The organism is Ruegeria sp. G7 (assembly GCF_056535465.1).
Map to the genome: position 1 here is coordinate 2,363,558 of NZ_JBQFIL010000001.1, position 19,161 is coordinate 2,382,718.

Annotated in this window: 18 protein-coding genes and 2 pseudogenes; 13 read left to right on the top strand and 7 right to left on the bottom strand. The window is 55.2% G+C overall.

Annotated features, from left to right (window positions below; genetic code table 11):
• Positions 1–321: 321 nt before the first annotated feature.
• A complete protein-coding gene (locus tag ACR3EN_RS11845) occupies positions 322–723 on the bottom strand; it encodes a VOC family protein (RefSeq protein WP_480824948.1) in 402 nt (133 codons plus the stop codon).
• A 300-nt stretch (positions 724–1,023) separates the two neighbouring features.
• Between ACR3EN_RS11845 and phnF the strand changes: the two genes are divergently transcribed.
• Positions 1,024–1,806, top strand: coding sequence for a phosphonate metabolism transcriptional regulator PhnF (gene phnF / locus ACR3EN_RS11850; protein ID WP_480824946.1), 783 nt, complete (start codon positions 1,024–1,026; stop codon positions 1,804–1,806).
• Between the two features lie 193 nt (positions 1,807–1,999).
• Here the strand turns inward: phnF and ACR3EN_RS11855 are convergent, their stop codons facing one another.
• Positions 2,000–2,215, bottom strand: a complete 216-nt coding sequence (locus ACR3EN_RS11855; protein WP_480918418.1) for a hypothetical protein — start codon at positions 2,213–2,215, stop codon at positions 2,000–2,002.
• Positions 2,216–2,707: 492 nt separating this feature from the next.
• Complete coding sequence (locus ACR3EN_RS11860; protein ID WP_480824944.1) at positions 2,708–3,466, bottom strand: sulfite exporter TauE/SafE family protein; 759 nt, start codon at positions 3,464–3,466, stop codon at positions 2,708–2,710.
• Between the two features lie 86 nt (positions 3,467–3,552).
• Between ACR3EN_RS11860 and ACR3EN_RS11865 the strand changes: the two genes are divergently transcribed.
• The gene (locus tag ACR3EN_RS11865) at positions 3,553–4,413 is read left to right on the top strand and encodes a LysR family transcriptional regulator (protein WP_480824942.1); all 861 of its coding nucleotides are present in this window, start codon (positions 3,553–3,555) and stop codon (positions 4,411–4,413) included.
• A 302-nt stretch (positions 4,414–4,715) separates the two neighbouring features.
• Positions 4,716–5,423 (top strand): annotated as a pseudogene (locus ACR3EN_RS11870) (IS6 family transposase).
• Positions 5,424–5,597: 174 nt separating this feature from the next.
• On the opposite strand, the gene ACR3EN_RS11875 reads toward ACR3EN_RS11870, so the two are convergent.
• The 4 genes from ACR3EN_RS11875 to ACR3EN_RS11890 form a co-directional block, all read right to left on the bottom strand.
• Positions 5,598–6,317: a GntR family transcriptional regulator gene (locus tag ACR3EN_RS11875; protein ID WP_480824940.1), complete on the bottom strand. Its 720-nt coding sequence runs from the start codon at positions 6,315–6,317 to the stop codon at positions 5,598–5,600.
• Between the two features lie 236 nt (positions 6,318–6,553).
• The gene (locus ACR3EN_RS11880; protein ID WP_480824938.1) at positions 6,554–7,825 is read right to left on the bottom strand and encodes a type III PLP-dependent enzyme domain-containing protein; all 1,272 of its coding nucleotides are present in this window, start codon (positions 7,823–7,825) and stop codon (positions 6,554–6,556) included.
• A 57-nt stretch (positions 7,826–7,882) separates the two neighbouring features.
• A complete protein-coding gene (locus tag ACR3EN_RS11885) occupies positions 7,883–9,487 on the bottom strand; it encodes a M81 family metallopeptidase (RefSeq protein ID WP_480871023.1) in 1,605 nt (534 codons plus the stop codon).
• Positions 9,441–10,154 (bottom strand): GntR family transcriptional regulator, encoded by a 714-nt coding sequence (locus ACR3EN_RS11890; protein ID WP_480871025.1) that lies wholly within the window; start codon positions 10,152–10,154, stop codon positions 9,441–9,443. Before ACR3EN_RS11890 ends, ACR3EN_RS11885 begins: the two co-directional genes overlap by 47 nt.
• A gap of 108 nt (positions 10,155–10,262) precedes the next feature.
• On the opposite strand from ACR3EN_RS11890, the gene ACR3EN_RS11895 reads away from it, so the two are divergent.
• The 10 genes and pseudogenes from ACR3EN_RS11895 (at position 10,263) to ACR3EN_RS11940 (ending at position 19,079) form a co-directional block, all read left to right on the top strand.
• Complete coding sequence (locus tag ACR3EN_RS11895) at positions 10,263–10,964, top strand: RraA family protein (RefSeq protein WP_480843324.1); 702 nt, start codon at positions 10,263–10,265, stop codon at positions 10,962–10,964.
• Positions 10,964–11,791, top strand: coding sequence for a creatininase family protein (locus tag ACR3EN_RS11900; protein WP_480824930.1), 828 nt, complete (start codon positions 10,964–10,966; stop codon positions 11,789–11,791). The genes ACR3EN_RS11895 and ACR3EN_RS11900 overlap by 1 nt, the downstream gene beginning before the upstream one ends.
• A complete protein-coding gene (locus ACR3EN_RS11905) occupies positions 11,767–12,750 on the top strand; it encodes a tripartite tricarboxylate transporter substrate binding protein (RefSeq protein ID WP_480824928.1) in 984 nt (327 codons plus the stop codon). Before ACR3EN_RS11900 ends, ACR3EN_RS11905 begins: the two co-directional genes overlap by 25 nt.
• Positions 12,751–12,820: 70 nt before the next feature.
• On the top strand, positions 12,821–13,348 hold the full coding sequence (locus tag ACR3EN_RS11910; protein ID WP_480824926.1) for a hypothetical protein: 528 nt from the start codon (positions 12,821–12,823) through the stop codon (positions 13,346–13,348).
• 34 nt (positions 13,349–13,382) lie between these two features.
• A complete protein-coding gene (locus ACR3EN_RS11915) occupies positions 13,383–14,909 on the top strand; it encodes a tripartite tricarboxylate transporter permease (RefSeq protein WP_480824924.1) in 1,527 nt (508 codons plus the stop codon).
• Positions 14,910–14,992: 83 nt separating this feature from the next.
• The gene (locus ACR3EN_RS11920) at positions 14,993–16,174 is read left to right on the top strand and encodes a M20 aminoacylase family protein (protein WP_480824922.1); all 1,182 of its coding nucleotides are present in this window, start codon (positions 14,993–14,995) and stop codon (positions 16,172–16,174) included.
• A gap of 82 nt (positions 16,175–16,256) precedes the next feature.
• Positions 16,257–16,986, top strand: a pseudogene (locus ACR3EN_RS11925) (IS6 family transposase).
• Positions 16,987–17,335: 349 nt separating this feature from the next.
• Positions 17,336–18,322 (top strand): CmcJ/NvfI family oxidoreductase, encoded by a 987-nt coding sequence (locus ACR3EN_RS11930; RefSeq protein WP_480871027.1) that lies wholly within the window; start codon positions 17,336–17,338, stop codon positions 18,320–18,322.
• Positions 18,323–18,351: 29 nt separating this feature from the next.
• On the top strand, positions 18,352–18,855 hold the full coding sequence (locus tag ACR3EN_RS11935) for an SDR family NAD(P)-dependent oxidoreductase (protein WP_480918419.1): 504 nt from the start codon (positions 18,352–18,354) through the stop codon (positions 18,853–18,855).
• On the top strand, positions 18,840–19,079 hold the full coding sequence (locus ACR3EN_RS11940) for a hypothetical protein (RefSeq protein WP_480918420.1): 240 nt from the start codon (positions 18,840–18,842) through the stop codon (positions 19,077–19,079). The genes ACR3EN_RS11935 and ACR3EN_RS11940 overlap by 16 nt, the downstream gene beginning before the upstream one ends.
• The last annotated feature ends 82 nt before the right edge of the window (positions 19,080–19,161 follow it).

The following is a 19,161-nucleotide window of genomic DNA, read 5'->3' on the forward strand; positions in this document are numbered from 1 at the left end:
TAATCAGTCGATTTGGCATTCAGCATGAAAGCTGAAGGCGCTGTTCTGAGTAGTCAGACGGTGTTCGAATACTGAGAAGGTTTTGTGACATCACCCCGAAAAGAAAAATGATAACATAAAAACAATAGGATAGAATGAGGCAAATGAGCGATCACTTGCAAATTTGTCGGACCATAAGCGCATTTGTCTAGTATTGGACAACCGGCAGAAAGAGCAGCCTGTTTGATGTGAGTACGTGTGATTCTCCGATCCGTGCGGCACGCAGTTTGTAAAAGCGCGGGTTTTGCAGGTTCGTTTCGGCTTTCGGCGGCCGCTGTCGCATTATCTGGGGTCGAAAGCGAATTCCATACGCGTCCCGCCAGGTTCCAATATCATGAAGTGTATTTTGGGTCCTTTACCCGACGGCTCAGGTGCAAATTCCACCACCACGCCAGGCCAGCTAGAAACGCGCGTGTATAACCGATCCAGCACCTCTTTGGAGCCAACTTTGAGCGCAAGATGATGCAATCCGATGTTGGCTCGCCGGTCAAAGTCGCTGCCTGTCTCGTCCAGACGCTGCCAAAGCGTTATGCGTGAGTGGCCGTCCGAAACAAAGGCTGCCGGATAATCTGCGTTACCACCAATCTCGTCCCACAGAAGGCAGTCGGTAAAGAAATCGCGGGTTGCTGACAGATTTCCGACGGTCAATCCAATATGGTCAATGCCGAGTGTATCTGTTTTCATCTCAACTCCTCCTGATGATGAGAAATGCGATAAACCGGGGCGGTTGACCGGGCAATGATTTTTCTCGAGGCTTGGAGCAGGTCGGGATGGTTGAACTGGCGCTGACACCGCAAATACAGCGCGCAAGAACGTCAGTTGGATTGTTGTATAGAAGTCCGTAACTCAAGGCGATTGGGCTGAATTCCCCAGCGGCGATTCAGCCTGATTGATCATTGACCCAGCCAAGGACAGTTCACATATAATTCTGTTGCAATTTGGCTGTATCAAAGCTCTCGACCTAATCCGTTTGCTTGTTGAAATGTGCCAATTTACCTACTCAAATTTCTGGTCCTTCACAGCTCTGGCACTCAAGAGGAGTTCTTGATGTCTCGGAATGCCGTCTGGACCGCGATCCGCGATACTCTGTCCTTCGAGATCGCTGGTGGTCGGTACCTTCCCGAGGACAAGCTTCCTACAGAATCTGAGTTATCGTCGCGCTTTGGCGTGCATCGACATACCGTGCGGCGCGCAATTGCTGACCTTGTGAGCGCAGGCGTTCTGCGGACGCAACAGGGTGCCGGCGTTTTTGTCGTTCGTAAGCCAACCCAGTACACCATCGGTCATCGTGTACGCTTTCATCAGAATCTAAAATCCATCGGGCAAACACCATCACGCAAAAGTCTGTTTCGTGAGACACGCGCCGCCGATCTCGAAGAAGCCAAAGCGCTGAAAATCTCGCCGGGCGTCAAAGTGCATGTCAACGAGGGGCTAAGGATGGCAGATGGTCAGCCGATTTCCGTTTATCGCTGTATTTTCCCGGCCTTTCGTTTTCCAAACATGCTTGATGCATTTGACCGCACCGGCTCGGTTACTGCCGCGTTTGCGGCTCACGGTATCGACGATTATGTTCGCGCGTGGACCGAGGTCAATTCAGTTCGCGCAAGCAAGACAATCGCGGGCCACCTCGGCTTGCGGCCCGGTGCGCCTGTCTTGCGTCTGGTTTCGATCAATACCGAACAGAATGGACAACCCATAGAATATGGGCGAACCTGGTTTTCGGGCGATCATGTAACTCTCACAATTGGCCAACGTTCGGGCGATTGAGCGGTCGCCAAAGTCTCAGTCGGTATTTCAAGCTTGAATTACAGGAGCATGGCTGGGCGGCCCGTTTGCTCGAGCATGAGTATCGTACGTCAGGTCCAATGGGACAGTTTAGAGTGATCCAATAAGCGAGGGTTTGCGGCTCTTCGTGACACCAACGATTGGAGACGAGATGCCAGCTCGCAACACGCAGGAGTCACAGCGTCAAGACCGTCAAAGACATGCGCAAACCCAATGTGGAATCGAGCGCCGAAGCCAAGCGCTCAAGACCCCTATCTAATTGGAGAACTGCTATCTGCCCAACCGCCTTAAGCAATAAACCGACACCTTCGTCGAGCACTTGGGGTGCTTTGGGACAACGATCGAGGCATTCCTGCTTGGTGTTGACTGGCGACTTTCGCGCCCAGATCATGCCTGTTTGCCGGGCAAATGGAGAAGTGTGTGCTTAGGGGTATTCCCCTGGGTTACAGGCGGAGCATCCCCTATGACGCAGAACTGACGGATCGAGGGTCTAGGGCTTTGGTAGGCAGCACTCGTTAGCCAGATAGCGAAAACCCGACCGGGAAAACGGATACGACGGAAGGGAAAGGTCAGACGTCTCACATTCTTGAGTTGTCAAATCAGCTTTCTGAGGATCGTGATGTTCTCGCCCTCTGCAGTAACTTCGATGTAGACGCTGACAGTGAAACTCCTGCAGTGCATTGTCGATCTGTGGTTGTTTGAATTGGCGACGGGCCGGGACTTTGGGAATCTACGAAACGCCCACAACGAAAAGTCAGTTAAGTTCGTTGACCGCACGATGATCAACGAAACTTCGGCCGATACCGAGTTAGTGTGATCTGCCGCCCGGACTCATTGGGTTGCTGTCTGCTCGTTTGAAAGCTCAGCTCGCACGGCTTTTTAGCTACCCAAGAAAGGCTGATACGCTGTCGTTGAGGAGCTTCAAAGCAGTCAGCGCCAGAAAGACATAGACCACCATTACGAATATGCTTTGATCGACCACCTTGTGCAGCCGAAATCCCAGAAAAACCCCAAGCAACAAAATCGGTGATAGAATAGCACTGATCTTCAAGCTGGACATCGACAGCGTTCCAAAGGCCCCGTACGCAATGGTCTTCAGAAAGTTCAACGTGAAGAAGAACATCGTGTTGGTTCCCACAAACCATGACTTTTCGAGCCGCTGTTGAAGCAGATACCCTTTTACGGGCGGACCACCCGCATGAGCGATGAAACTGGAAAAGCCAGACAGCGTGCCAAGCGCAAACACCACCGGCCTTGGCGTATGACCGTGGGGCTGATCACGATGCCGCAAAATCAGGAACTGCAAAACAAAGAACGCAGCCAGCAGCCCCACCAGGAACTTCACGGTATTTGCGTCCATGTATTGGAACGAAACACTCCCCAGGCCCAACCCAAAAAGGGCAGCCGGCAACAGTCCAAGAATGATCCGCCGATCCCAGGTCAGGCGATAGCGCCACACGATCAGCAGATCCATGACCAGAAGAATCGGCATCATCACGGCGGCCGCAAACTGCGGCGTCACAAAGAGCGACATCATTGGAACAGCCATCACACCCAGACCGCCGCCAAAGCCGCTCTTGGAAAAACCTGTGAGCAGTACGGCGAGTACTGCTACGGCAAAAAATGCAACTGATTGATCCATAAGGGCGGGCTTTCGGTTGTTTGACACCCGCATATCGGACTAAAGTAAATCTGTGAAACGATTTTATGTGCTTCTAAAAATCTAAAATGAAGATTTCATTTGATACCCGAGAATTACGCACTTTTGCCATGTTGGCAGACGAGTTGAGCTTTACGACGGTCGCCGAACGACAAAACACAGTGCAATCCGCTATCAGCGCGCAGATCAGCAAACTTGAAGCCAGTCTTGGACAGCAGCTGGTCTCTCGTGGTCGGGGCAAGAAAGTTGCGCTGACCAAAGATGGCGAAGTCTTTTTGGTCTATGTCAGACGTATCCTGTCCCTCTCCGATGAGGCGGTAGAGGTCATGCAAACCGCCAATGCCCGACAGATACTCAGGCTGGGCACGACCGTTACGCTCGCAATGTCAATTGTTGCGCAATCCCTTGGCGCGTTCTCGCGATTGCGGCCTGACATTCAAATTCAGATCCAATGCGACCGAAGCGATCGTCTTCTAGAGCGGCTGGAAGGCGGCGACATTGATGTTGCATTCATGATGGACCAGGGCCGCCATAGCTTTCGGTCCTTTGTCCAGTCCATGGACCTTCATTGGGCCTCTTCGCCAGACTTTGAGATGCCATCAAAGGGGCCAATTCCATTGGCGTTCCTGACGGACGGGCGCGATCTACGGCGGCACGCGCTGCGGGCATTGGACGCCGCAGGTATGAAGGGGCGTGTTTCTCATCTCAGCCCGCATCCCGTCGGCGTCAGAACACTTGTTCAGGCAGGTTTGGCACTGACTGTGATGCCCGCTAACTCGATCGTGTCGCCCTTGGTTCCTGCACACCCATCCTTAGTGCTGCCGCCGCTCGCACGTGTCGCACTGGCTGCTTACAAGGCACCCTACGACCCCAGCGGTTGCCAGGATCTGTTGATCGAGCAACTGGCGGCCGGATCAAGACCACCCTGATGGCACCCCCCACGCGGCGGCGGAGGTCCGGAATGCCCTTCGCGCTGCAACCTCCTAGATTGTTGCTGGATGTCGGCTTTGGGCCGATGGCTAGGTCGTGGCAAGCGGGGCAGGGGCTAATGCAGCGTCTGCTCCGAGGGTTGTAAAGAGCCCAACTTGACCGACGCTGTGGTAAGACCCTACGTCGGCTTTCAGTTTGCTTCTGCTGTTAGTTGCGCCCCAATCCTCAAGATTGAAGACACGAAGTTCTTGTCAAAATAACGTGGGCTGAGGTGGACAGTGGGCTTTCGTAGCTTGTTTGGATGAAAATGAGATCACCTTTTAAGTACTTCAAAACCACTCCCAAGATCGTCCGGCTTGCAGTGATGTTGTACATCCAATTTCCGCTCTCGCTTCGGAATGTCGAGGAGCTGCTGCACGAGCGAGGCATCGATGTCAGCCACGAAACTATCCGATACTGCTGGAACAGGTTCGATCCGGTGTTTGCATCAGAAATCCGAAGAAAACGGGTTCAGCAACTCCGAGCCTTTTTAAAATGGAAATGGTACATAGACGAAGTATTCGTGAAAGTGAACGGCAAACACCACTATCTCTGGCGCGCCGTCGATCACGAAGGTGAAGCGCTTGAGGCCGTCGTCACGATAGGTTGAAACAAACCTGCAGCGCTGAAATTCCTCAGGAAATTAATGAAGCGGCACGGCAAAGCTGAAGAATTAGTCACAGATCACTTCGCATCCTACAAGGCTGCGCTCAGAGAGATGGGTGCACTGAAAAAACAATAGACGGGCAGGTGGCTCAACAACCGCGTTGAGAACCCGCACCTGCCGATCCGACGAAGAGAATGCGCCATGTAAAGGTTCAGGCGTATGCGAAGTTTGCAGAAATTCGCCTCTGTCCATTCCTCCGTTTACACCCACTTCAAGCAGGAAAGATCGCTCACCAGTCGAGAAGCTTTCGAACTGACACGCACCGCCGCTCTTGCCGAGTGGCGTCAGCTTTGTTCCGGATAGGTTCACGGTTTCGGCAACAAACTGCGACTGGTTCGAATTCGTCTGAAAGCACCCAAGCCGGATACAATCGTCGTCTAACGTGCCTTGTTGGCTTCAAGTATGTACCAGGCTTCTCCGCCTTAGCCCAAAAAGAATCCCGAATGGGGACAACCTGTTACTTTGCGTGCAGAAGGATCACTTCTCTAACTGATTGAGTGCGTCCAACAGGTCATTCTTTGACCTCGAACGGTGCTGCTTTAGCAGTTTGACCGCTTCGTTTGCCTTTCGATCAAGGCAAAGCTGCATAAGTTTACCGTGCTCAGCTTCGACCATGGTCAAATACTCATTGTTCAAAATGCGATCGGGTAGCAGAATGCGGCGGTATCGTTCTCCATGAAGATTTAGCATGCGGACGTAGAACTGATGCCACTCCGATGAACCCGCGGCGATCAGAGATAGGTGAAATTCGCGATGAAGGTTCTCTCTGTCTACGATGGTTGATTTCATGACGGTCTTGCTGCGTGTCAATCTATGGTATGCGAGAATAATACTCTCTTCCCAATCATGTCCGCCGATCGAGATAGCAGCGCGCAAAGCATGGGCTTCGAGGGCGTCGCGAAGATCATGGATCTCTGTAAATTCGGCTGCAGATAGGCGCCGGACTTTAAAGCCCGTCATACCTCTGGATTCGACGAAGCGCTCACCAGCGAGCCGGTTCATAACTTCGCGGCATGACCCAACGCTGCCCTGATAGGCTTCGGATAACTCGCGAACCTTCAGCTTCATACCTGGGGAGAGTTTACCAGAACGGATGTCTTCTAAGATATCTTCGTATATCCGATAGGTTACGGACTCTTTTTTTGTTTCACCGCTCTGTCCGGATTGGCCGGCGTTCGAACCGATAGATAATGTCATAAATCCTTATAGCGTAGATTTTTTCTTTAGTGCCAGTCGAAAAGTTGTTTAACCAAACGACAAAACTACAGGCGACATTATCACAATAATCGAAAATAGAGGGTTCATCGAGAATTAGCGTCTCGCAGATGGATTGGCTGAGTGCAGTATTGGATCAGTCCAAAAACACGTATTCTGTCAAAACTTTCAAGCGCTACGATAGGGACCGGGATTCGCACATGCCCGGTCCTTTTTTGTTACGACATATTTGAGACGACTTCGCTGAGCGTTTCGGCGCGGCGGATCAGTTCGATGGATAGCTCGCCTGACTTGGAGCTGACGCCATAGACGGCTATGCGTGGCAGGCTGTTATAGTCGAAATGGTTGCTGAAGTAATACGCGCCGGTGTCATAGATCGCCACATAGTCATTGGGATCAAGCCGCGGGATCAGCACGTCCTTGGCCACCAGATCCGCCGCGAAACAGCAGGGCCCGGCCACGTCGGTCTGCACCTTGTCATCGGTTTTCAGCACACCGTCCGGTGTAAAACCTTCCACCCGGATCGGCCATGCAGCAGGCAGGAACGCCGTGCGTGTCATGATCTGCGCACCGGCATGGGTGGTCGCGATATGCCGTCCTCCGGCATTTTTGGTGTATTCCACGCGGGTTGCCATGAACCCGTTCTTGGCGGCAATTGCGCGGCCGAACTCGGTCTTCACTGTGTATTTTCCAGTGAACAGCAATGGCACCGCGTCCCGCAGGATGTCGGAATATTGCTTGAAGGTCGGCTTGACCTCGGGCGAGGCGAAATTGACCGGCAACCCGCCCCCGATATCCAGCCGGGTGATCTGCTGTTCGCCCTTACGGGTGTTGATCTCTTCGGCCACGGCAACTAATTCACCGATACCCTGTGCCATCAGTTCCAGCGGGCAGCCCTGTGACCCGGCATGGGTGTGGATCGAGGTCAGCCACGGGTATTTCAGGTAATACTCGATCAGCTTCTCGCGGTTGCCAGCATTCCCGATGGGATAGCCGAATTTCGACGTGTTGGTCGCCGTACTAGTTGACGAGATTGCGCCCGAGCCGATCTGCGGGTTGATGCGAAAGCCGATGATGGCCTCAGAGTTAGGGTAATCCTCAATCAGCGCGGCGACCCGTTCCAGTTCCTGTTCGTTGTCTAGGTTGAACGCGATCGAATGTTTCAGGCATTGCCGCAGATCATCCATGGTCTTGGCCGGGGAATCGAAGATGATCTTCGAGATATCGAATCCAGCCGATTGCGCCATGGTCAGCTCTCCGGGACTGGCGACCTCGGCCCCGATGCCGCAATGCGAGATTTTAATCAGTACATGACGCAGCGAGTTCGCCTTGACCGCAAAGGTGTGCTGGAAATTGTCGGGAAAGGCAGCGATCAGATCATTGATCGACTTTTCCAGACCGTCGAGATCCATGAACCCCAACACGGTTGTTTCATTGTCCAGAAGCCGGTCCTTGATGGCGCGCTGCAGGATTAGGTGCTCTCGGTTCATGACTCGACTCCGGTCTTGATGTGAATAAAAAAGGGTATGAATTAAGTGAGCTGTCGCCTACTTCTCACCCGCCATCAGCCCATTCGTCGCAGCCGACCATTCGACGCCGGGATCAATCGGATGAATGGGACGCGGCGTTTTCTTGAAATCTATGCGGGCCAGTTCAGGAGACGTCAGGCCCGGCCCGTCGATTTCCACAACGCGATCAGGCGTGAAAAACTCGTCAAACCCGGCTCGGAAATGACCACGGGATTTGACCACAATGGTTTTGTAATCAGCGATAGCCAACCCTAAACGCTCGATGAATGCGGGTTCACACATCTGGCGGCGAATGCTTGCAACGATGATGAGCACGTTTTTGCATTTCAGAAGCGCACATTGACCGAGGTCTTGCTGCCCGCCTGCATACAGACCACGTCGGCAGTTCACCGGACCATGCGCCAATTGCAGGACTTCGACTTCAGCCAAATGGCGACCGGAATGCGCGTCGGTTTCAGACCGGTTGAATCTAGCTTGGAACGTCGCACCTACACCCCGATCCGCTGCCTCGGCAGCCAGATCAGGATCGAAAAGCATCCCGAACAAAGCGTTCTTGACATCCGCGCCGAGCATAGCTTGAAGAATGGAGAGCGTATTGCCGCGCCCGCCTCCGCCTGGGTTGTCGGCCACATCCGCATATATCCGTGAGCTTCCGGTATCAGACATCAGGCGGACCGCATCGCCAATCGATGTCAGATTGATCTGAAACTCAGCGCGCGCGTCCCAAAACGACTGCCCGATGTCGCGCGCCGTTTCGAGCGCCACTTCAGAACTATCCGCCGTGACGGTGACGTTCACACCAGCTTTAGAAGAATCCCCAACGGAAAAGCCTGCACACAGCGATACATTCCAAACCGGATCGACCGCGCGCGCCACCGCTTCTTTCATAAGCCGCCCGTATGGTCCCCGTGTCGTATCCAGAGTGGTGGACGGCGGGATGAAGGGGAGGCGGACCAAGGCACGTCCTGTCTTTTCTCCGCTAAGCAGCCGTTTCATCGCAACGGCCGCTTCCTGCCCGCGTTCGAATTGGTCTATATGAGGATTGGTTCGATAGGCTGCAATAAAATCTGCGCCTTCAATCATGGCCGGGCTGACATGGGCATGTAAATCCAGCGTGACCACAAGCGGGGTGCTGGCCCCGATGATTTCGCGGATCAGGGAAATCACCGTCCCATCCGGGTCTTCGTCGTTGGTTGCGATGCAGGCTCCGTGGGCATCCAGATAAACACCATCCACATCTTCAGGAAGCCCATCGCGGATCGCTTGCAATAGCTCGTCGAGCAAGGCTCCATCCATCATGCCACCAGCGCCCGCAAAGGCCGCAAAAACAGCTACGGGCTCGAAGTCACCAAAGGTCTCAAAAAAACCCTTTATTCCTGCTGACGCCACCGGCGGTCGCTTGGTAAGGTCCCGAGCGAAATCATCGCCAATAGACAGCCGCTGCGCAGCAAAATCCGTGCGAGTCGTTGTTGGGGCAGCGCGATTGCTTTCCAAATGGAAGTGGATCAGAGCTATTCGGGGAGAGGTCATAGGTTCGATAGTCCTTTCGGTTCCTGAATGCGAGCGTTCGCGCCATTCAAGCTGCGGAAAATTCGTGGCCATCCAGAATCGCCAGCAGATCATCACGGGATCTCGAGCGATGTTTCTTCAAGGCATCCGAGGCCTCGCTGGCACGACGCTCGAGTGCAAGGCTCATGATCTGTTTGTGCTCTTCGTCGACGCTGCGAACATACTCAGGCTCAAATATCTTGTTGGGCAATAGCAGCCGGCGATATCTCTCTGAATGCAGGCTGAGAATGCGGATGAAGAATTGGTGCCATTCGGATGTGTGGGCCCCGATCAGAGCCATATGAAATTCTCGGTGGTAGTATTCTCGTTCCACCGAGGATGTTCCCTTGCGTGTTCTCTCACGCTCCAGTCTGTGGAAAGCAAGAACCACACCTTCTTCCCACTCGGCGTCCCCATGCTTTATCGCCTGAACAAAAGCCTGAGTTTCAAGTTGGCTCCGCAAATCGAGAACCTCGACCAGATCTTCTGACGAGAGACCCCGGACGCTGAAACCGGCCATGCCTTTTGCCTGCACAAAACGCTCGCCTGCAAGCCGGTTCAATACCTCGCGGCACGAACCTGAACTTCCACCGTACTCAGAGGTTAGCTCGCGGACCTTCAGTTTTTGGTCCGGGGCAAGTTTTCCAGTCCAGATATCCTCGAGAATCGAATCGTAAATCCGGTTGGTGATCGGCTCTTTCGCCTCAGGGGGCGCAATATGGGTCAGAAAAGCGGTCCGCATTCCGTATGGATATCATATGGTCGTGCATAACAAAATAGTCGAAATTAATTTTGTTGACCGAAAATAATAATTGACTTATGAAACTAAAAATCATCGGCAATACTAGGAATGTTCGAACATATGGCTGGACACTATGACATAGCCCCCATGCCGGATCAGATCGACAGAGAAATCTTGTCGATGTTGTCTGGTGTGTCGGTTGCCACGGTTGGACATTTGACCTGGGCCGGTTTTCTGGATCATCACCGCATCACGCCGCGCCAGAACGGCAAACGGATCATGGGTACTGCCGTGACGCTGCGGTTGCCCACGCCGGATTCGACTCTGTTACATTATGCGTCGGGACGGGTGCGTCCCGGCGACATCGTCGTGATCGACCGGGCAGGGGATACCCGCCTGGCTTGTCTTGGTGGCAATGTAGCCTATGGGCTGGTGCAGGCGGGCGCGGCGGGTGCCATTGTCGATGGCCCGATTTGCGATCCCGATGAGATCCGCGAGCATGATTTTCCGGTGTGGTCCAATGGCGTATCTCCGATCACCACGCGCCGGACTGGCCCTGCTGGCAGCCTGAACCTGCCTGTCAATTGCGGCGGGGTTGTCGTGAACGCGGGCGATCTGATCATGGCTGATGAAAGCGGCGTGATCTGCATCCCCCGCACCGAAGCGGCCGAGCTCGCCAAAGCAGCGGCGGCGAAAGAGAACACAAGCACCCAACGTCGCGCCGAGATGAAGGCCGGAGCCACCCTTGGCGCGCTGTCCGGTGCCGATGATCTGGTGGCGCAACACGCCACGAACGTGGAGGTCCTTTGATGACAACGCTTGCCGGAACCACCATTCCTAATGCGCGCAAGGCCATTGCCGCCGACAGGCCATTTCTGATCCCGGTGGGTTCGACCGAACCACACGGGCGCTATACGCCCATGGGGGATTACCGACTGGTTGATGTTGTCGCCCAACGTCTGGCTGCGGCCACGGATTGCGTCGCAGTGCCGACGCTGCCCTTTGGCCATGCCACGTACTTCCAACACTGCCCCGGCGGAATAGCACTGAGCGCCGAGACCTTTGCCGCGGTGTTTACCGAGATCGTCGATGGCTTGGTGCGCGACGGGATCCGGAACATCCTTGTGCTGAACGGGCATGGCGGCAACACAGCCATCATCGCCAACCAGCTGCGACTGGCCCGGGACAAGCACGACATCATTATCCCCTCGGTCAATGTCTGGGGTAAGTTCGACGATGATGTCTGGAACCGCGCGCATCCCCAGCTTGGCATCCGCGCCAAGGGCCACGGGACCGAGCCGATGGGCTCGCTCAGCCACTATCTTTTCCCCGATGACTGCCCTGAGCAGCGCGATGTCTATCGTGAGGGCAAGGGCGAGATGACCGGGCTGCCTCTGGTTTCCATGCATCAGGGCAAGTTCGAGGATCTCGAGGTCAACCTCCCCGTCTTTGCCGAGGACATCTGCGAAGATGCAAAAATCAACGGCGAGAACGTCCCGTTCAGCGCCGAGGCAGGCAAGATCTTCTTCGATGACATCCTGCGCAAGCTGACCCGCTTCGTGGATGCGTACTTCAACCGCAATACTGCACAGATCAACCAAGGGAGTGAACCATGTACAGAACTTTCAAAAGCCTAGCGGCAGGCGCGACCATCGCGTTGGCCGCTATGACCGGCGCGGCAACCGCTGCCGACAATTTTCCGAACGGGCCGGTCACGATCGTTGTGGGCGCGAAGCCCGGTGGTGGCCTTGATACGCTGTCGCGCATCTTTGCCCCGGCGCTGACCGAGGCGCTGGATAACCAACCCATCGTTGTCGCGAACCGTCCGGGCGCAGGCCAGCTGATTGGCCTGAAGTTCACCAAACCGGCAAAGCCGGATGGCCAGACCGTTGTGATGATCTCGGGCTCGGCCATGATCGCAACCATGGTCAAGGAAACCGGTGTTGACGTTCTGAACGACTTCAAACCGGTGGCGCATGTCGCCGTGGCGAACCTTGCTGTTGTTGCGCCCAAGGCGCGGAACCTGAACTCGGTTGCCGATATGAAGCAGGCCATTATCGATGCGCATGAAGCAGGCGACCCGCTTCGCTGGGCCCATACCGGCAAAGGCTCGATCACCGATGTGGCGATGACCAGCTGGCTGATGGCCAATGGTCTTGAAGACAAAGTTCAGGACGTGCCGTTTGCAGGCGGTGCCCCGGCCCGTGCCGCAATCATCGGCGACCAGGTAGCCTTTGGCGTGGTTGGCACGCACCACTACCTGGCCAACCTCGACACCATGAGCGCCATCGGCGTCATGGCCGAAGAACGTGATGGTCTGGCCCCGGACATGCTGTCTTTCGCCGAACAGAACACCGAGTTTGTCGCCATGCCCGCGCCCTACCTCGTGCTTGCTCCCAAAGACACCCCCGACGAGGTGATTGAGGAACTGACGGCCGCCTTCAAGTTTGCCATCGATGACCCAGCCACTCAGGAAAAAGTCAAGAACGCGAACCTGAATGTTGTGTTCATGGACGGCGCAGAAACCCATGAGCACATGAAAGAGCTGATGGACGCATGGCGCCCGACGACCGACGCCGTTGCAGGCTCCCTGTAAGAGCACCTCAGACCGGACTGAAGGCGGTTAAAGCCGACCGCCTTCAGTTATCAGACTTAAGGAGAGAAAGATGCCTAAATGGTTGGACGGTGAGATCCTGTTTGGACTCTTCATGATCCTTGTGTTTCTTGCGGGCGCATATGATCTTCTGTCGGTTGGTGGACTGGCATCTATTGGCCAGGACAGTGGCGTTGCATTTGCTGTCGCGATCATCACACTGGCTGTCATCTTGCTGGCGGTTGTCATTTTGTCACCGGCTGCACGCAAAAGAGACGTCGAGGGCGAAGACCCGGATGCATACCTGCCGTTTATGACCCGTCGGGGGATCCTGATTGCGCTGGTCGGTTGCAGCTATCCAATCATCTTCTGGGCTGCGGAGTATATCATCGCAACTGTGGTCGTTGGCTTTGTCGCCGTCAGCCTGTTTACAGGCGAGTTTGGCCGGAAACAGGCCATCATCGCAGTGTCTTTCACCGCAATCACCTATCTGCTGTTCTTTTTCGTTCTGGGCATCACCGAAGGCGATGGCGCGCTGATTTCGACCGGGTTGAACGACAAGGTGCCCACATGGCGCCGCGACTTCTTTGCCGCGTTCTGAACGCATCCAAAGACCGATCAAAAGGAAATAGAATATGTCTCCATTCCTGGAAGGTATGTCCGCGTTCATCACCAGCCCCAGTGCTGTGATTGTCGCCATCATCGGCTCGGTTGCGGGTATTCTCGTCGGCGCCGTGCCCGGGCTTAGCGGTACAACCGCCGTTGCCCTGTTGTTGCCCTTCTCGTTCTATCTGGATCCGCTGATTGCGTTGATCCTTATGTATACGATCTCAAAATCATCGGATTTCGGCGGCTCGATCCCCGGAATTCTCTTCAATACTCCCGGGACCCCTTCTGCGGCTGCGACCATGATCGAAGGTCATGCGCTGGCGCGGAAGGGCTACCCCGTGAAGGCGCTGCGCGCTGCTACGGCAGCATCGGCGACGGGCGACTTCTTCTCGGAATGTCTGCTGATCTTTGGCGCGGCCTATTTGGCGGTCTATGCCGTCAAAATCGGCCCGCCTGAGCTGGTGACGATCTATGTTCTCGCCTTTGTAGTGATCACGAGCATCATCGGTGAATCCATGCTCAAAGGCGTCATCAGTGCCTTGTTCGGCATTACGCTGGCGCTGGTCGGCTTCGATCCAATTTCGGGCAACCTGCGCATGACCTTTGACCAGTTGCCGCTGATGGATGGTCTGCCGCTGGTGCCGGCTTTGATCGGTATCTTTGTGGTCGGCGAAGTGTTCCACCGGTTTGCCGTCAAAGACTTTGGCGCGACCTCGCACAAAGATCAGAAGGATCGCAAAGAGGAAGTCAGCAAGCCCGACGATACCTTCGGCCTTGCGGATTATCTTCGGGTTCTGCCGACCATCGTGCGGTCGATGTTCATCGGCGCCTCGGTCGGCATGTTCCCCGGCATCGGAGCCTCGGTTGCGTCGTTCCTGTCCTTTGGTGAGGCCAGACGGCAGGCAAAGCCCGATGACGAATGGGGCAAGGGTGAGGTCAAAGGCGTGGCAGCCTCGGAGGCGGCCAACAACGCAACCTCTGGCGCGAACCTGATCCCGCTGCTGACACTGGGCATTCCCGGATCGACGCAGGCGGCACTGCTGGCCGGTGCGATGCTGATCCATGGCATCACCGTTGGCCCGCAGGTCTTCACCGAAGATGCCAACCTGATCTATGCGTTGTTCAGTGCCGGGCTGTTCTGCATCGTCGCCTACTTTGTTGTTGGTTTCTGGTTCAGCCCGATGATCGGACGGATCATTCTGGCGGTGCCTGCGCGGATCACCTATGCGCTGATCCTGATGATTTCGGTCTCGTCGGCTTATGTGCTGCATTCGTCCTTGTTCGATGTGTGGATCATGGTTCTGTTCGGTGTCCTCGGCTATCTGTTTCGGCGCTACAACTACAACATCCCCGCCTTCATGATCGCCCTGCTTCTGGGCGGCGGCATGGAGCGCGCGGTGCGCCAGACACAATTGCTGGACAATGATGGCCTCTGGATCATCTTCCAGCGCCCAATCTCGCTGACCATCCTGATCCTCACCGTCATCATGATCATCATGCGGGTCAGAAAAGCCAAAATAAACAAAGCAATGGCTTCAATCCAGGATGATTGATCCCCTGTCTTAACAGAACACCAACACCGTCCCCTGCCACCACGGTGTGCAGGGGGCGGACAACTTCATAACCTGAGGTTTTTATGCCCATTCCTGCCGAAATTACCGCCTTTGCCAGCGAAATGACCGGTTGGCGCCGACATCTCCATGCTCACCCCGAACTGGGATACAAGGAGTTCGAGACCTCGGATTTCGTCGCCCGGCATCTGACAGAATGGGGCATTCCGTTCGAACGCCTAACTGAGACCGGCATTGTCGCAACTTTGCGCGTAGGCGACGGCAATCGTGCGGTTGCCTTACGAGCTGATATGGATGCGTTACCGATGGAAGATCAGGGCGAAGCACCCTGGGCCTCGACCGTGCCGGGCGTCATGCATGGCTGCGGCCATGACGGACACACCGCAACACTGTTGGGCGCGATGAAATACCTGTCGCAGACACGCCGGTTCTCGGGCACCGTTCACGCGATTTTTCAACCCGCAGAGGAAGGGCTGGCCGGTGCCAAAAGCCTGATCGATGCCGGACTGTTCGAGAAGTTCCCCGCCGATATGGTGTTCGGCCAGCACAACGACCCATTACTGCCAGAAGGCGTGATGAGCGTGGTCAAAGGCCCGACAATGGCCGCGTCCGACCGGTTTTCAATCACGGTCACAGGCAAAGGCGGGCACGCCGCACGCCCACATCATGCTGTTGACCCGCTGCTCGCAGGTGCGCAGATTGCATTGTCGCTCCAGACGATCTTGTCCCGTCGTATCGACCCTCTGGAAAGCGGTGTGGTTTCGGTGACGCAGTTTCATGCAGGCACCACGGGCAACGTCATCCCCGAGGTCGCCGAACTGGCGGGAACGGTCCGCAGCCTCAAGCCCCAGGTTCAGGATGAAATCGAAGCTCTGCTTACCGAAATTGCGCAGAATGCTGCAGCAACGGTCGGGGCTGAAGTGGCGGTCGACTATCGGCGCGGCTATCCACCCGTGATCAACGCTGATACTCCGACCGAGATCGGCATGGATGCGGCCGACGCGGTGGTTGGCGAAGACAAGGTGATGAAAAATCGTCCACCCGCCATGGGTGGTGAGGATTTTGCCTTTATGGCACAGGCCCGCCCTGGGTGTTTTGCGCGCATTGGCACGGCAAAGGCCGGTGAGAAGGCACCCCCTCTTCATAACCCACGCTATGACTTCAACGATGCGGTTCTGCCCGTCGGCGCGGCCTGGTTCGCAAACATTGTCGAGACCGTGCTTGTACCAACAGTCGACGCCAACTAACATCCATCGTCAGGTATTTTGAAAGGGGCTTGTCAGAAGATCTTTGCCCGAGCGGGGCAGGGCGGTTGCGTAGGCCTTGCCGATGGCCAGACCTGCCTTCTTTAAGTACTTCAAAACCGCTCCCGAGATCATCCGCCTTGCAGTGATGCTGACATCCGATTTCCGCTCTTGCTTCGAAATGTCGAAGTTCGCTGCACGAGCGAAACATCGACGTGCGCGACGAAACTGTCCGATATTGGTGGAACAGGTTTGGCCCGATGTTTGCTGCTGAGATCAAACGGAAGCGTGTTCAGCAGCAGCGCAGTTTCCCCAAATGGAAGTGGCACCTGAACGGGGTTTTCGTGAAGGTGAATGGCAAGCGGCCTTATCTTTGGCGGGCAGTTGATCACGAAGGCGAGGTGCTGGAAGTCGTTGTCACCAAGCGACGAAACAAAGCCGCAGCACTGAAATTCCTGAAGAAATTGATGAGGCGATATAGCTGCGCCGGAGAGATCGTCACAGATCGCTTTGCTTCCTACAAGGCGGCGCTCAGAGAAATGGGTGCAATCCAAAAACAGTAGATGGGCAGGTGGCTAAACAACCGCGTTGAGACTTTGCACCTACCGCCTCGACGAGGCGAACGAGCCATGCAACGTTTCAGGCCAATGCGGAATCTGCAAAAGCCCGTTTCCGTCCATTCCTCGACACACAACCACGTCAACCCGGAAGGATCATTGACCAGCCGAGCAACCTTCAACTTGACAGGCATCGCCGCTTTGGCCAAGTGGCGTCACTTTGTTCCGGATAGGTTCACAGTTTCTGCAGTAAACTGAGACTGCTTCGAACTCGTCTGACAGCACCAGGCACAACGTTTAGGCCAGCTAAGGGCAGCCTGCGTGGGCAACCCTTTGAGGTATAGGTTTTATTGGCTCCTGTAGCTTTCCATAGTGCCGTTGGAAGCTATGCCGCGATGTTGAACCCGCACTTGGCCTCGGTAGGCCAAGGCTTCACAAGTAAGCATATCGCTTCTTAATTTTATTATACTTTGTTAGACATTGATAACCATTTCTTCCAATTTTGCTCAAAATGGCCATCGGTCTAATCGAAATAGAAACTCACAATTCTTGCCAGGAAAGCAAACTGACTCGATGTCTTTAAGGTCGTTATTCGAAGGAAGTGCAAATGAGCCTGATTGCACAAGCTGAGCGGGTTGGAGAATTCACTTATCTGGATGCCTCAACCCAGACGTCTTTGCTGCGCAACGGCAAAGTGTACACACGACGCGACAACAGTGGGTCGGATGATAAATGGGTTGGCACGACCTTCGATAGACGCGAGATACGCGTGCGCGATGCCCGCGCCTTTGACGGTGCGGCGCGGCGTCGGCTAGACCCTAACGGTTTCGAGCTGTTGCAGAGGCCGATGGACGGTCCCGACATTGACTTTCTTGATAACCAGCAGGTGGTGCGACGCTACTACCCTCAGTGCCAAGAGATCATTCGGCAGGCTACCGGTGCTAACGTCGTGGCGGCGTTCGATCACAATGTCCGTTCGGTTTCGGGTAACCGAAACTTGCAGCGGATTGTTGGTGGGCAACAGGTGCAGCCACCGCTGCATATGGTCCATGGCGACTACACCATGACCAGCGCACCACAGCGGCTGCGAGATCTGACCCGGCCGCCGACAGGCAATGATACCTACAGTTTCATTTTAGGGGATGGGAGGACGCTGCTCGACAAGGATGCGGTGGACGAGGCGATCAGAAAGGGGCGTTATGCTATCATCAACTTGTGGCGTAACATCGACCACAACCCAGTCATGACCGACCCTCTGGCTCTGTGCGATGCAGCCTTGGTCAGTCCGAAGGATCTGGTGGTGTTCGAAATCCACTATGCGGACCGGATCGGCGAAAATTACTATGCCAAATACTCGGAGCAGCATCAGTGGCTCTTTTACCCTGAGATGACGCGGGATGAGGCCTTGTTGATCAAGCAATGGGACTCCGCTGGTGAACTCTCTCGTTCGCAGGGGGCGAATGCAGACAGCGCTCAACCGGGGGGTGCTTCAACCTTCAGTTTCCATAGCGCCTTTACCGACCCGTCAGTTGGAGACGACGCTCCGGACCGTTGGAGTATCGAGGTGCGCTGCGCCGTCCTATACGACGCATAACAATTTGTAACCGCGAACTGAGGAACGCTATGCCGACAGTCTGTGCAATCATTGGAGCTGGAGAGGGCTTGGGCGCTTCGCTGGCGCGCAAATTCTGCAGCGAAGGGATGGACATTGCTTTGGTCTCGCGCACTGAACAGGGTAGTGACGCAGCAAAGACAGCGGCCCTTGAAGCGAGGCCTGAGGCACAGGTGCGATACTATCGCGCAGACGCGACCGACCCTGCGACACTTGAAGAGGCGCTGTCAATCGCTGCCGGTGAGCTGGGCCCGATCGATGTGCTGATCTACAATGTGCGTGATGCATTTACGGCCATCGATCCTCTGGAGATGAGCTATGAGGCGCTGGAGGCAACTTTGCGGCTCGAGGTCATCGGTGCTTTTGCGGCGGCAAAAGCAGTGCTGCCCACGATGCGCAGAAATGGCGGGGGCAGTGTGTTTTTTCAAGTTCGACCGCAGCTTTCAGAGGGTCAGGTAAGATGCCGCTTTATGCGATCGGAAAATTCGGTCTTAGAGCGTTGTCGCAAAGCCTGACACGTGCTTATGCCAAGGACGGCATTCATATCGTTCATGTGCGACTAGACTGCGACCTGGATGTTCCGGTGATGCATGAACGCTATGGCGACCGCTACGACCCTGAGAAACTGGCGCACCCGGATGACGTGGCGCTCAGCTATTGGCATGCTTATTTGCAGCCGAGATCGGCCTGGAGCAATGAGATTGAGCTGCGCCCCTACTCGGAAACCTGGACCTTTTAATCTTCCGCACTCGTTTTCCAGACCTTGCATTCGCTAAGAAGGGGGAGGGGGATCGCGCGCCAGCTGATCCATAACAAAGCGC